Source organism: Shewanella frigidimarina NCIMB 400 (assembly GCF_000014705.1).
In the GTDB taxonomy this organism is placed as follows: Bacteria; Pseudomonadota; Gammaproteobacteria; order Enterobacterales; family Shewanellaceae; genus Shewanella; species Shewanella frigidimarina.
Map to the genome: position 1 here is coordinate 617,162 of NC_008345.1, position 15,488 is coordinate 632,649.

At 41.8% G+C, this 15,488-nt stretch carries 11 protein-coding genes; 1 reads left to right on the top strand and 10 read right to left on the bottom strand.

Annotation, left to right across the window (positions count from 1 at the left end; genetic code table 11):
* Positions 1-134 precede the first annotated feature (134 nt).
* From SFRI_RS02770 to SFRI_RS02815, 10 genes are all read right to left on the bottom strand, one after another.
* On the bottom strand, positions 135-515 hold the full coding sequence (locus tag SFRI_RS02770) for a DUF4144 domain-containing protein (protein WP_049763509.1): 381 nt from the start codon (positions 513-515) through the stop codon (positions 135-137).
* A 26-nt stretch (positions 516-541) separates the two neighbouring features.
* The gene (locus SFRI_RS02775; protein ID WP_011636027.1) at positions 542-2,209 is read right to left on the bottom strand and encodes a DUF342 domain-containing protein; all 1,668 of its coding nucleotides are present in this window, start codon (positions 2,207-2,209) and stop codon (positions 542-544) included.
* 177 nt (positions 2,210-2,386) lie between these two features.
* Positions 2,387-3,424 carry a methyltransferase gene (locus SFRI_RS02780; RefSeq protein WP_011636028.1) on the bottom strand — a complete coding sequence of 346 codons (1,038 nt, stop codon included), beginning with the start codon at positions 3,422-3,424 and terminating at the stop codon, positions 2,387-2,389.
* Positions 3,425-3,528: 104 nt separating this feature from the next.
* A complete protein-coding gene (locus tag SFRI_RS02785; RefSeq protein WP_102035892.1) occupies positions 3,529-4,821 on the bottom strand; it encodes an alkaline phosphatase in 1,293 nt (430 codons plus the stop codon).
* Between the two features lie 83 nt (positions 4,822-4,904).
* Complete coding sequence (gshB, locus tag SFRI_RS02790; RefSeq protein WP_011636030.1) at positions 4,905-5,858, bottom strand: glutathione synthase; 954 nt, start codon at positions 5,856-5,858, stop codon at positions 4,905-4,907.
* A 38-nt stretch (positions 5,859-5,896) separates the two neighbouring features.
* The gene (gene rsmE / locus SFRI_RS02795) at positions 5,897-6,637 is read right to left on the bottom strand and encodes a 16S rRNA (uracil(1498)-N(3))-methyltransferase (RefSeq protein WP_011636031.1); all 741 of its coding nucleotides are present in this window, start codon (positions 6,635-6,637) and stop codon (positions 5,897-5,899) included.
* A gap of 50 nt (positions 6,638-6,687) precedes the next feature.
* Positions 6,688-7,452, bottom strand: a complete 765-nt coding sequence (locus SFRI_RS02800; RefSeq protein WP_011636032.1) for an endonuclease — start codon at positions 7,450-7,452, stop codon at positions 6,688-6,690.
* A 93-nt stretch (positions 7,453-7,545) separates the two neighbouring features.
* On the bottom strand, positions 7,546-8,157 hold the full coding sequence (locus SFRI_RS02805; RefSeq protein ID WP_011636033.1) for a SprT family zinc-dependent metalloprotease: 612 nt from the start codon (positions 8,155-8,157) through the stop codon (positions 7,546-7,548).
* Positions 8,158-8,239: 82 nt separating this feature from the next.
* Positions 8,240-9,424: a C15 family peptidase gene (locus SFRI_RS02810; protein WP_011636034.1), complete on the bottom strand. Its 1,185-nt coding sequence runs from the start codon at positions 9,422-9,424 to the stop codon at positions 8,240-8,242.
* Positions 9,425-9,761: 337 nt separating this feature from the next.
* On the bottom strand, positions 9,762-10,673 hold the full coding sequence (locus SFRI_RS02815; protein WP_011636035.1) for a LysR family transcriptional regulator: 912 nt from the start codon (positions 10,671-10,673) through the stop codon (positions 9,762-9,764).
* A 129-nt stretch (positions 10,674-10,802) separates the two neighbouring features.
* Between SFRI_RS02815 and SFRI_RS02820 the strand changes: the two genes are divergently transcribed.
* Complete coding sequence (locus SFRI_RS02820) at positions 10,803-15,356, top strand: ATP-binding protein (RefSeq protein ID WP_011636036.1); 4,554 nt, start codon at positions 10,803-10,805, stop codon at positions 15,354-15,356.
* The last annotated feature ends 132 nt before the right edge of the window (positions 15,357-15,488 follow it).

Sequence of the window (15,488 nt, forward strand, 5' to 3'; positions counted from 1 at the left end):
TATATTCGTTAATCATTAGCTTGGCTTTATGATTGAGTTCAGGTTAAGTATTAAACATGAGCCCGTTGTTAGTCAGTTAAAGGTAGGTAATGCTAAAAGGAAGTATTATGTAAATTTTCAGTCTGAATACGTTGCTAATAAAGCTGTTCTAATTCAGCCACAGTCGCAATACCTTGCTCAATGGTGGTAAAGACTATTTTCGCACTGCAGCAATGCCCTTGAAACTGACCATATTGGCGCACAAGGGGGAGTAACTGTAACACGCTCATATCTTGACTCAGTTTAACCAGTGCAGGCAGTTCTGCCACGGATGGATCCTGGGGTGGATGTTTTTGGATGCTATACACATGGCCAGCATTGTCGATAAGTTTATCTTCGGCGTGGACAGTAAATTGATTGGCACAAATAAAGCCCAACCAATCCTGATAGTTAACCAGATACATGAGCTCATCATCTTGATCAAACTGCAGTATGGCTGGCCAATTTATTTGTTGCATAGTTACCTGTTTATCCACATTTGATTTACCTAATCCACTAATAGCTAGCGATTACTGTAATCGAATGATACTTCTTGATTGACGTTTTTTACAATACACGGACCATGTTCACGTTGGCTGCGATTAAATGCAGCACCTATATGAATTTCGACGTTGGTAAAAATGTGTTTTTCAGCTTTGATGACGTAATTATTATAGTAGCCTTCAACTTCGTTAAGATGTTGAGTGTATTCTACTTCTTCTTTAATGCGTTCTTCTGCCATTTGATTTTTTTGATCGAGCATCATTTTGACTTGCTCAATCATGCCGGCATCGCTTTGCCATTCGGTTTTGGGCGGTAATTTACGTAATCTTGCTTCAATTTCTAAGCCCGCAACAACCATGCCTTTAATGCTGTCATCTAATTCTTTAAGCTCTTGCTTTAATTCACCTTGATGCATGGCACAAAACAGCTCAGTTTTGGTGCCGGCAGTCGCTCCAAATGCAATGGCTCTAATGCCTTTTGCCGCAGTAGCAATGCCGCCGACTAAGTCGCCACGTCTTCCTTGTGGATCACTCACGGTTATAGTGTCACCTGATGTTGAGTTACTGTGAAGTAACTGCTTGGTGACCAGAATATTACCGAGAGCCTCTAAATGGGAATACTGCACAAACTGGGCACAAATTTGTCCGGTAGCTTTTATTTTGGTGCTGAGTTCGTGCTCTTTAATTAAACGGCCAATAACACCTTTGCTGACAATGACATCACCTTGAGCTTCAATAGAAGCAGACTCAACAAAGCCCATCACGGTCACGTCACCGCTAGCTTTTACTTCCATACCTTCGTGTACATCGCCGGTGATTAAAACACTGCCTTTAAAATTAACGTGACCATAGCGCACGTCTACATCTTTAATTTGCAGCATATCGTCAACTTGCATACCGTTGCGATTTTCAACCGGTTGACCTGACACTGTTGCGATGAGTTTATGTTGATCTTTAGGGTGTAAGCTGGTGCCTGTGCCAGGTTCCATTGGTTTATCTTTACCTGGAATTTGTTGCAGTACATCGCCGTGAACATTAAAACCAGGGGTACCGATGGTTGAAGGGTTTTTAACCATCAAGACATCGTTGGGCTTAACGGTAATCAATGCGCCTAAATTACGCATATCGACTGAGCCATCTTCACGTTCTTGTGGTTGTAATAAGCGCTCACGAGCTAAAGCAACTTTACGGGTTAATATCGCATTTTCGCCGTTAACGGCCGCTTTGCCGCAGGCGATGATGCCTTCACAGCTTTCTCCTGGTGGCAATATCGACAAACGTTGCATGAGTGCCATGATTTTAGGTTTACTCAATCCCATTTTTATTTTTTGATTTTTAAGGGTATTAAGCACATCTGGTAGGGTGATATCTTTGCCGCCCCAGGCTGAAGTGATTTTCATGCTAGCTTGCATTTTATCGTCGCTGACATTGATATTCACTACACCGTCTTTGCGCTCTGCAATGGCGAAAAATAGTTCGTGATCCCCAGGGTTTTGACCGCAAAGGGCATTAACTTCCGCTACGGCTTTAGTAATTGCTGGGGTAATAGGAAAAAGCATAGCAAAAGCAGCCTGTGTAAGTAAGGCGTTGATATCCTCTGCTGACACAGGGCCGTGAGTATTGGGAATTATACGTAATTCCACTTTATTTTTATCTGCACTTAGTGCGACGAGTGAAGGCTCTAGCATAACATCCTTTGTTTTTATTTTTATATCAGGTCATAAGAGGCAAATAGAATACCAACGAAATGAATCCGAAAATGTGCGTTATTTTGCCTTTGAGTCAATTTAGCTGATATTAATCTGCATTTCCAGCAGTAAGCTAGCTTTGTCGCTTATAAGTGAAGCTGAGTCGCGTTGTTGGAATTATCGTTGATGGAGATACAATTTATACTTATTGTTTTCTGCTACCACATTCACTTTGCCAAAATGCGTCGCTATAGTCTCTGAATAAGGTAAATGACGATTTGCGACAATTTGCCATATGCCATTTGATGTTAGCCTAATGGCACTTTGCTGGACAAATTGTGTAGCAATATCTGTCGTGCTGGTTAACCCATCATGAAACGGCGGGTTGGAGATAATGCCATCGAACTTGCCTGTGATTTGATTAAATCCATCAGAAGGATAGACCTTTGCTTGCATACTATTGGCTGCTAGGGTTAATTCACATGAGAGTAACGCCATTGCATTGATATCAATGCACTCAATGGTTAACTCTGGATTGGCTTTTAGCAGCGCAGCTGTAATGACCCCTGCACCACAACCAAAATCGAGTACTCTGCCGCGTAAGTTATCCGGTAAATGTGACAGCAGTAAATCGGTACCCTGATCAAGACGTTTCTCGCTGAAAACACCGACAGCATTACAAATTTGCAGTGTTCCCTGTGGAGTCTCTAGTGAATATTGGCTTACCCAATCTCTTATCGATAGCGTTGGTGCTGCTTGGATTAAATAACTGACATATACCAAGCAGTGGCGGGCATTATCTTGTTTGATTGGCTGCGAATAATAATCAGGTGTGAGTTTTGCAATCGATTTAATCCCACCTTTATTTTCACCCACAATGATCAATTGGCCGTCAACATTCAAATGCTGTGCAGCCAGTTGCAGTAAATAACCCATTAACGGTTTTGCTTTGGGAAAGTAAATAATGACGCTATCAAATTTTGTATCAGCTAATGACTCTGGCAGTTGATGACCAAAATAGCTTTGTAATTTTTCATTGGCGCAAGAGGACAATGTGAGATGATGATTATAATCTAGCGCTAGGGCGGTGACATTATCGGCAAACTCAAGACATTGATGTGCAAAGGTATCAGCTTCATAATTGAGCACTAACACACTATGTTGCTGAAAGTATTTACTGTTTCTAATTAACGCTTGAGATGGATTTGTTAACACGTCGGTTGCTCATAATGCTAGTGATAAGATAAACACACTGATATTAACACAACCCTTGACGTTGATAGCGGAGGATTGTGTTAGACATAGCCGTCAGTCATTGATTAAGGTGTTTGCACCGATTGTGGCAATAAGCTAAACATTTTAATCGCAATATCAATATTGTCTTGATGACCGCTAAATAATCTAGCGCCAGGGCCTTCAGCAAAGACTTGGACATCCATAGCGGTATGACCGCCACTTGTCCAACCGGTATTCGATTGAATATCAATTAGCTTACGCAGTGCGATTGATAATGGTTCATTACCTTGCATGCGTGCGCTTTGTAATTGACTGTATTGCGCTTCATTTGGAGTAAAGCCAAGAAGCGTTGCCGTTAAAGGCTGCCAATTGTCTTCGGCAATAGCACGGGTAGCAATGACATCAGGGCTGGCTTTAACCTTATGCAGTACTTCAGGGTGCCATTCGTATTTGTCATGTGCGCCAACTGATAATCCACCGGTATTATGATCTGCTGTCACAACCATCAAGGTGTCTTTACTTTGACGAACAAATTGTTCAACCACTTCGATAGCGGATGCAAATTCATCCATTTCACCCATAGCGGTAGCAATATCGTTACTGTGGCCAGCCCAATCAATTAAGCTGCCTTCAACTAACAATACAAAACCTTGCTCATTTTGTGACAGTAAATCTAATGCCTTTTGGGTCATATGACTGAGTTTATGCGCTTGTTTATCATTAATGGCCCAAGGCAATTGTACATCTGCAAACAGCCCCAATACTTTTGGCGTAGTCACTGATGCTAGCTCAGAGAATTCACTGATGTGCTGGTAGCCTTTAGCGCTAAATTGCTCAAGTAATGTTGGAGTGAAATATTGCTGGCCACCACCAAGAATCACATCAGCATCAGATGTTAAATAAGCCTCAGCAATATCTATATAATTACTACGGCTTTCATTATGAGCCAAAAATGCTGCAGGTGTAGCATGGTTTACTTGGGATGTAACTGCTACACCCGTTGACAAGCCTAATGCTTTGGCTTTTTCCATTAAGGTTGTGAGTGGGCGTTTTTCGGTATCAACGGCAATGGCACCATTATAACTTTTAACCCCAGTTGACAGTGCTGTGGCAGATGCGGCAGAGTCGGTGACATAACCACTGACGGAAGCTGGGTAAGTGCTTGCCATACCAACGAGTAAGCGATCAAACACAGTTTGTTCAATCTCTTCTGTGTCAGGATTATCTTTATAATAACGATAGGCGGTGGTGTAAGCCGGTCCCATACCATCACCTATCATAATGATGATATTTTTAGGTCTTGATGGACCCACAGTTGGTACATTATTACTTGCTGTATTAGCAACTGCAGGCGGCATAATGACTTCATCAGCCATAGCCCCCGTTACGATCAAGCTAGATACCAATAATAATCTGCTGATTATCCGTTGGTAGGTAGATAAAAAATGCATGATTAATCCTATTTTTGCTGACTAATACGGGCTTCGATGGCATCCATAAGCATGCCGGTAATATTAACGTCGAACGCTGCTTCAATTTCTTTAATGCAGGTTGGGCTAGTTACATTGATTTCAGTTAACTTATCGCCAATAACGTCTAAGCCGACAAAAATAAGGCCACGTTTTTTCAATTCAGGACCAATAGCACGCGCAATTTTCCAATCACTTTCTGACAATGGTTGGGCTACACCACTGCCGCCAGCAGCTAGGTTGCCACGGGTTTCACCTTTCATCGGGATACGGGCTAATGCATAAGGTACCGGTTCACCGTCCACCACTAAAATACGCTTATCACCTTGAGTGATTTCTGGAATAAAGGCTTGCGCCATCGCGTATTGTTGACCATAACTGGTTAATGTTTCGATAATCACGCCAACGTTAGGGTCATCTTTTTTCACTCTAAAAATAGACGTGCCGCCCATACCATCTAGTGGTTTTAAAATGATGTCTTGTTTTAGCTGGTGGAATGCTCTGATACGTTTCGCATCACGAGTCACAATGGTTTCAGGCGTAAATTCAGAAAACCATGCCGTAAACAGTTTTTCATTGGCATCACGTAAGCTTTGCGGTTTGTTAACAATCAACACACCTTCTTCTTCCGCACGTTCAAGCATATAAGTCGCGTAGATGAATTCGGTATCAAATGGTGGGTCTTTACGCATTAAGATCACATCAAGTTCGGCCAACGGAGTATCAACAGACTCGCCTAAAGTAAACCATTGATCAGCATCTTGCTTAACCGATAATTCACGCATCGTGGCCATGGCTTTACCGTTGACCATTGCAAGGTCATGCATTTCCATATAAAACAATTGGTAGCCGCGTGCTTGTGCGTCTAATAACATCGCAAAGCTCGAATCTTTTTTGATGTTAATGTCGCTGATCGGGTCCATAACAATACCGAGCTTAATCATGTGTGTATCCTTTAATAAAGTGCAGGGAAGATATCGGTTTACCCAATATCACCAAATTTAACTTGTAATGCGGTAATGGCAGTTAATGACGCAGTTTCTGTTCTAAGTACCCTTGGCCCCAATAAAATATCGGTAAAATGTTGGGTTTCTGTCATGGCAATTTCTTCGTCAGACAAACCGCCTTCTGGGCCAATTAATAATCTTACTTTGTGGTGTTGACCAGATAACTGCAAGCCATTAATACCGTGTGAGGCTCTCGGGTGCAAATTCAGTTTTAAGGCTTCGGTGGACTCTTCACACCATTGCGCCAATGTCATTGCTGGACGAACAATCGGAACAATACTGCGGCCAGATTGTTCACAGGCACTGATAACAATTTTTTGCCATTGTTGCAGTTTTTTCTCTAAGCGCTCACCACTCAGTTTGACACCACAACGGTCAGAAAATAACGGAGTAATGGTTGTTACACCCAACTCTACTGACTTCTGAACTGTAAACTCCATCCTGTCTCCGCGTGAAATCACCTGACCTAAATGTAGGTCTAATGGTGATTCGCTATTATTAGCTTCACAACTTAAGACCGTGACAGCGATCGATTTCTTACTGGTTTCAATGATTTCAGCTAAGTAATCGTTGCCATCACCGTTAAACAAGCTGATTTGGTCACCCATCCCCATTCGCAATACTCGGCCAATGTGGGCGACGCCATCCTCATCTAATTGAAGAGTTTGCCCTTGCTGTAAATTGTCTAGGGGCTGAAAAATACGTGGGACTCTCATCAGTGTTGACCTTATTTAACCAATTGTTCAAGGGAAAGCTTGATCGCCAATTAACGAACTAAGCCGTTATTTTGGCATTGTTTGAATACAAAATCATTATGATTACCTTGGTTAGCAGCGATTAAGGTATCACGCTTGCACTCAGTTGCCGTCACTGGCTGCATTTTGTCCCATGCATTAAACAATTTTTGCTGACTGCTGCTAATTTGAAGACCATAGATTTTTTGCATATAAAGGTAAGTGCGAGCAATAGGACCTCTTGCTCGTTTAGGCGGTTGTGCTTTGCGGCCTTTAAAGTCGACAATCATTTCACATTGCCCGTATTGATCCGCTTTTCCACCCCAATCACTAAACCTAAAGTTGCTGCGATCGCCATTGACCTCACCGACAGCAGGAACGAGATTATGTAAATCGGCTTCCATTTTTTTGAATTGCTTGTTGTTTTTACCACAATTTTTACGGCCGCCATCTTGCCAACATTGCAGTTGATGACCAAATTCCCAAGCGGGAACCACGTGCTCCCATTCAATACGGTTGGCTCTAATAATTTGTTTTCTAACCTGATAGCCACAGCTAGCATGATCTGCTTGCCATAATTTGCCTGCTATGGCGATGTCGCAGCCGCAATAAAAGGAACTGAGAGGTAGGTGTTGTTGGTAAATCTTTTTGGCAACTTTTTTCGCTTTACCAAAACTACTTGGATGTTCTGCTGCGATAAGTGTGGATGAAAAAATGCCGCACAGAAGCGACACCCCAAATAACCAAGAGTGTGTGGATGATAAGCGCAAAATAAACCCTAAAATTAACAAAAACATCGTTACAGCGCAGGCTTAGCCTGTCATTTTTGCTGATGTTAAGCCATCAGATGCGATGACGCAATTGATACTGTTTATTATTACGAGCAAAGGTTATTTAGGGTTAAAAGAGGTTAATGTTTGTTGGCAGTGGCGACAGCGATATTGAGTTTGGCCTCGGACAATTCTGTTGTGACGTCTTATGGTTAAGTTGATGCTGCCACAGCCACAAAAATATTCGAATTGTTGTCCGCTGACCGACTGAGTATTGAGTTGATGAGTGGTCTTGGGAGTAATTTTAAATGTTGTCAGCATTACGCTCTGCCATTCTTTACCATGAGGTTTTACTTTACCAAATAGATGGAAACACAACAGGTGGCTAATTTCATGTGGCACCACTTCGTTAATGAAAATGTCATGATTTTCAGCGAGTAATACTGGGTTAAAACGTAATTTATTGGTTTGTAAGTGCGCCGTTCCGGCGCTTTTTCCACGCAAGCTGAAATGTACACTAGGGCGTGGGAATTGACGTTTGAAATGTTGTTCGGCTAACAGGTAGTCAGCTTCTACTTTGGCCAAGATCTGCAGTTGTAATGGATTACTCACGGTAGTGTTCTGCGTTTGGTGGGGGCGAGGCCCTGTTGATAATGAAGACCCCTTTTCGTGAACATCTTGCGTTAGTGTTTGGTGCGCGCGCTGGGTGAGATTGAAAATATTTTTAAACATGTTGGTGAGCTTCACTTGCTTGAATGATTAATGAAAGATTCAGGCAAGTAAAGTATTGGCCTGTTAAGTTAGTTTGTAGGCATTACAGTGTGCTCGCTGCTGCAGCTATCATGGCACGTATCTGCTCGACAATGTCTGACTCTACTTGTGAGTCGTAGCCTTTAATACGTGGAGTATGAATGTGTCCTACCGGTAAATTCAAGTTAAATTGATCTCGAAGTAAAATACTGCGATAGGAAATTTCATTGGATAAATAGCCGCCACCAGAGCCTTCTACAGAAATTTCATTTTGTAATTCTGCCAGTGATGATGCCTTAAATTGGCCCCGAGATAAGGTGCTAATTTGATTATTGTCATTGACACTCCAATGACCTTTCACTGCCGCCATTGCTTCAATAGGCAAAGAGAATTGCACAAATTCAGGGCCATTTAATTTGCCGTCTGTAGAGGTTCCATTATTAAACAATGGCGCTTTAGGATTACGTTGACTGGCACCGGTTAAGACATTTAAATTGTCTGGAGCTTCTGCACTGCGGTTACGTCCAGGAAAACGTTCAATATCGAAGTTTTCACGACCCATACTAATGGTAAATACCATGTCGACACTGTTGTCACGGTAAAACGGTGTGAGTAACGACTCGATAATACCATTGTCGAAATCAGCATATCTTACTGGAATCATCACCGTTTCGATCTGTGCTTTTTTACCATTTACGTCAAAACGATAGCCATCGAGTGCTAACGCTGCTAAACCTGATGGATTGCTTTGGCCGATGTTTCTATCAAGGAAAAAAGGGTCAAAACCGGTCACTAAAATATTAATTTGTGTATCGGGAGAAAACTCAATATCACTAAAACCGCGAGAGGATTTTTCAACAGCTTTGACTAAAATATCACGTTGCCAATCGGCCACATTGAACCCAGCTTTTTCTTGCTTTAGGACGTTACGCATACTTAAACGACTCCAGTACAAGGAGCGATCATCACTGTGTCCCGATTGCACATCACGTACAGCTTGCTGCCATAACCTATGCCCTTGATGCGCGGCCATTTCGGTAACCGCTAACTCATCAGTGGATTGGGCTAACTTGACCTCTACAGTATCACTGATAGCTTGATAACGATTAACCACATTAGGCATTGTTTGCCCAGCTTTTGATACTCGCATCTCTTCAACATCTTTTGAGAGCGGCCCTGCATTAACTGCAGTAGATAAGGTGACTAATGCCAAAGAACTTAACATTATAAAAGCACTGTGTTTAATCATGATGGTTCCTTTAGGATTATGAGTATCCTAATACGCGTTAATTTTATTTAGGCTGTTCAACAATAAACCATATTTTTATCTTACATTTATAGCACAGTTGCTTAGGTGATTTAATAGTGCAACTAATACCAATGATATAAGTTTTACTTTTAGTACGAAATTTTGCATTACCCGTCGCTAAATCTAGATAACCTCAACCGGCTTATTTAGGCCATTTGAGGTTATTATTTGAGATTGCTATTTAAGATTGTTATTTGAGCTAATCACTCTGGTATTGATACTAAATAATATAAGCAAAAATAAAGTGTCGATCACGAGATGTTTGTCGGTGTATCGCTTAACTCATCATCGAATGTAGTGATTCTTGGCTGGTATATCGTTTGGTAAAGAAGTCTAAAAAAGCACTAATATTACTGGCTAGCTGACGGCGACTTGAATACACCCCGTATACTTTAAAGGGTTCCATTGGCCATTCCTGTAAAATGGGCACCAGGCTTCCGGTTGCAAGTTCTTGCTTGCAACTAGTATTAGAAAGCATGGCAATACCATAATCATCCAACGCTAAGCGCTTCACCATACTGGCGCTATTAACTCGCACTTTACGTTTAAAGGTCGCCATTATTTTACGGTTACCTTTACCTAATGCCCAAATGGGTGCCGACAATGTAGTGCCGAGTAAAATGCCGTTATGCTGAGTTAATTCTTGTGGTGTTGCAGGACTACTGAATTTTTTAATGTAACCAGGGCTTGCGACCAAAATAGGTTGGCGTTCAAATAATAACCTGGCCACAAGATCAGATGACTGTAGAGGACCATATTTGATCGCGATATCGTAACCTTCACCCACAAGCCCGACATCGTTATCGGTAAATTGAATATCGAGTTCTATATTGGGATAAAGGCGCATAAAACTAGAACATAAATGGCCGATAACATCTTGTGAAAAAGACACCGGAATGGCGATGCGCAACGCACCAGAAATATCATTATGGGTGTTTTCTATGGTGGCTTTGGCCGCTTCAATTTCATGACTAATAGAATCACAGTGCTGAAAAAATAATGCGCCTACTTGAGTCAGACTTAAATTTCGGGTGTCTCGTTGCAGTAATCGTACTCCGAGTTGTTCTTCTAATTGAGCAACTTTACGACTAATGGTTGATTTAGGTTGTCCGATCTCTCGTGCTGCTTGAGAGAATCCTTTTGCTCTAACAACGGCTGCAAACAGCATCATACCGTTCAAATCGGGCATTCAAACCTCACTGTCTCAATTATGGAACAAAGCGTCCAAGCTAGTTTATATGGTAATTTACCCATTAACAAAGTTATATTTACGGGCTAAAAAATTTTTTCAGAGGCTATATAAGCAGAGGATCTAAGGATGACCAGCAAAAAGCAGCCCGCTAACAAGACTCAAGCACTATCGGCTGACCCACTTTTCTTACAAGCTGAACACTTGGCTAAAGACTTTTCATTATTTCCTGCTCATAACAAGCAGAGTTTATCTGAAGAAGTGAAAGGATTATTAACAGAAGATTCCATTCAATCAAACTTGAAAAGTTTGGCATCTTTAGACGTTGACGGTTATGTCAATAAAGTTATCCAACCGACCTTGGATAAAAACCGCCCAGGCGCGAAGCGAATGATCGCTGACTTAAAAGGCAAGATTATTGCCGAAAGTCATATCGGACCGTTTTATCGTGCTGAAGTGGAACTTAATTTTGGTACTCGTACTCGCCGTATCGGTTTTATTGCGCAAGAGCGCACGACCGCAAACGGTGCATGGATGCCTGAACACCATCTTGCAGCATGTAAGGCAATCCGTCATTTCGCTGAATTGTCTATGCCGATTGTATATTTAATCGATACTCCTGGTGCAGATGCAGGGGAAATTGCTAATAGCCAAAATCAAGCGCATACCATTTCTAAAGCGATTGCTGAAAGTGCTAATGTTGATGTACCGACAGTCGGTATTGTGATTGGTGCAGGCTATTCTGGTGGTGCAATTCCATTAGCTGCAGCGAACATTCTATTATCTGTACGAGATGGTATTTTTAACACCATTCAACCACAAGGTTTGCAGAGCATTGCGCGTAAGTACAACTTGTCATGGCAGGAATGTGCTAAATCGGTAGGCGTGTCACCAGAAGAGTTGTATACCGCTGGGTGTATTGACGGCATTATCGATTTTACTCCATCAGATAAAGATGAGCGTCAGCATAATTTCCGTCGTGCGATTATCAGTTCTATTGAAGCCGTTGAACGTGCTGCAATGAACTTTGTACGCGAATCTACAGATTTAAGAGAGCATTATGATCGCAGTTTACAGCGTTATTTAGCGCCGTCGGCTAATCTGCTCACGCTTGAAAATAATACCCGCTTATCTGTCGCCAATAACCCAACGATGTACCACAATATTTTTGGTAGTGCATATCGTTATTTACGTTATTTGACCTTGCGTAGCCGCATTCATTCAATCTCACAAGAACAGTACGGTCGCTTATCAAAAGTGAGCGTGCCAGAAGGTGATTTGTTAGCGCGCATTAAGCAAGAACAAGAACGCGTGTTCCAGGCGTGGTTAACCAACCCTGATAAGCTCGTTTACGATGAAGAACTGAATAAACTTTGGGGTACATTCAGCGCTAAACGTAAAGACATTTCTGCAGAGCGTAACGTGATTACACGTTTTATTTTGGGTGAACCAAAAGAGAACTATAAAAAAGCACGTAAAGCATTGTTATTTAACATTGGTTGGTCGTTATACCATCGCTGGAAAAGTAACGCCGCTAACAATTTCAATGGCTTAATTAAGCATTTAGAGTCACTGCCTAAGTCTACAACGCAAGCTCCATGGCCTGAGCTAAGCCAGCTTACCGTGTTGGATATTGTGGTTAATGACGAATTACGCGCAGACTTTATTTGGCAGTGTCATAACGTGCTTATTTTCAATGCGCTATATGACAATGTGGTAGGCAGCTTGGCATCAATTTCGAAAGAAGCCATGATGTCAAAAAGTTTGTCTCGTGAATCAGTGGATAAATTACTCCACAAATCAATTGATAACGCATTATCGACAAGCGACAAAGCTAATGACAAGAGCAAGTTCTATAAGTGGCTTAAATACTTTATGGATCAATCGAATCGTGCTGAATTGCTTACTCGTGTAGAGCAATGGAAGAGTGTGGGTTTCCCACAGTTAAACGATTCGTTATTTGTAATCTTAACTTATTTCTTCGAGCGTTTATTACCAGAGTACTTTGATAGCGAAGATGAACACGATAAATACACCGGTACAATTAACCCTGTACGTATTGGTCGTCGTAAAGATTTTTGGAACCGTTTAACAATGGGTTACCAAGACTTACTGATCCAAAAAATACTTCGCGAAGAGAAAAAGCAAGGCAAGATGGGCTGGGAAAATATTATCAAACAGTTCTTTACTAAGTTTGATGAAATTGATGCCGACAAAATGTCAGCTAACATGCTTAACTTCCCTGGTTTCCGCTTATCGATTGAAGATGCTATTGATAAAAAGATCCGTCCTTGTGGTTTAATTACTGGTCTGGCTGACTTTAATAATAACGGCAGTAAGTTACGTGTTGGTGTTGCTGTTTCAAATACGGCATTCCAAGCAGGTGCATTTGATATGGCCAGTGCTGAGAAATTCAGTTCGCTATTAATTGAATGTGCTAAACGTAAATTGCCGGTAATTTGTTTTATCAGCTCTGGTGGTATGCAAACCAAAGAAGGTGCTGCGGCATTGTTTTCAATGGCGGTCGTGAACGACCGTATTACGCGCTTTATTCGTGATAACGAATTACCTGTATTGATGTTTGGTTTTGGTGACTGTACTGGTGGTGCTCAAGCCAGTTTTGTAACCCATCCTTTAGTGCAGACTTACTATCTTTCTGGTACCAACATGCCGTTTGCTGGTCAAATGGTAGTGCCTGCGTACTTACCATCTACAGCAACATTGTCGAACTACTTATCTAAAGTGCCAGGGGCAATGACTGGGTTAGTTCATAATCCATTTAGCGACACCTTAGACACTCAGTTGTCGGGTATTGATCCACTAATGCCATTACCGACAATTAATATAGAAGAAGTGATCAGCAAAGCGTTGTCGACTTTAGTGCCTGAAGTGATTGAGCTAGAAGACGTTATTGTACAAGACGATCCTCGTGCATTGATGAAGCCAATTAATAAAGTGCTGGTGCATGCTCGTGGTTGTACGGCAGTTAAACTGATTCGTAAAGCACATGACAACAACATTAATGTAGTGTTGGTGGCGTCAGATCCAGACATGACATCTGTTCCTGCAGATATGCTGAAAGACACTGATAAACTTGTGTGTATTGGCGGTAATACTTCAGATGAAAGTTACCTCAATGCTTACTCAGTATTGAAAGTCGCTGAGTATGAAAATGTTGATGCGTTGCACCCAGGTATTGGTTTCTTATCAGAAAGCCCACAGTTTGCGGCATTATGTGTTAACAATGGGGTCAACTTTGTTGGTCCTAGCGTGCATTCAATGACGACCATGGGTAACAAATCTAATGCTATCCATACTTCTCAAAAGCAAAATGTGCCGGTTGTTCCTGGCAGTCACGGTATTTTGACTAACGCAGAACAAGCTGTGAACGTAGCGTCTGAAATTGGTTACCCTGTGCTGTTAAAAGCGGTGCAAGGTGGTGGCGGTAAAGGTATTCAGGTCGTTAAACGCCCTGAGGACATGATTGGTTTCTTCCAGAAAACAGCGACAGAAGCCGCCGCGGCATTTGGTAATGGTGATTTGTATTTAGAAAAATACGTTACATCATTGCGTCATATTGAAGTGCAGTTACTGCGTGATAAGTTTGGCAATACTAAAGTATTGGGTATTCGCGACTGTTCAGTACAACGTAATAACCAGAAAGTGATTGAAGAGTCTGGTTCAACGATGTTGCCTGAAGAGCTCAAACAGCGCGTGATGGAATACACTCGTGCATTAGGTGATGCGACCGATTACATGGGTGCAGGTACCGTTGAGTTTATTTATAACTTAGATGCTAACGAAGTGTACTTCATGGAAATGAACACACGTCTTCAAGTTGAACATCCGGTTACTGAAGCGACATCTGGTATTGATATTGTAAGCGCGCAGTTTGATATTGCTGCGGGTCGTTCAATTGAAAATCTAGAACCCGTAGACCAAGGTTACGCCATGGAAGTGCGTGTGACTGCGGAAAAAGCGGCGCTTGATAGCCACGGTATTCTTCAGCTTATTCCTAATCCAGGTAAAATCACTGAATGTGTATTGCCTCAGCGTGACGATGTCGAAATTATTTCGATTGCAGCAGCAGGTAAGGAAGTATCACCATACTATGACAGCTTGATCGCACAGATCATTATACGTGGTACTGACCGTGCCGACGTTGTGTCTAAAATGTATGCGTATCTCGATAGCGTAGTGATTAAAGGTATTGCGACTAACATTCCATTGTTGAAGCTTATCCTTAAAGACCCAACCTTCAACGAAGGGGTATATGACACTAACTACTTGCCACGCTTAATGGCTGAGTTAGATATACCTGCACTGATTGCTGAAATGGAAGCGGCAGCAGAAGCACTTGAGGTTGATACTGAATCATTACGTGTTGGCGAAAGCAACGAGTTGAAAGTATTGGCTCAAGGCGCAGGTATTTTCTATACATCTCCAGCACCAGGTGAAGCAGACTTTGTTAAAGAAGGTGACATTGTCACGGTTGAACAAACATTGGCATTGATGGAAGCAATGAAGATGTTCTCTCAATTAACGTTAGCGGGCTTTAATCGTCAAACAGGTGTGTTATATCCTGAAGACCAAAAGTATCGTATTGAACGTATTCTTAATAGCAATGGACAGCAAGTTTCGCAAGGCGACTTACTGTTTGTGATATTACCCATCGAAGCGTAATACCTTCGATTGATTGTTGAATAAAATACCCGCTAAATAGCGGGTATTTTTTTGTCAGACTTTCGTATGTTGTAATACACTTAATAGCATATACACTTTTGGTTCAACTAATCTGTTGGACCATATTGTTGG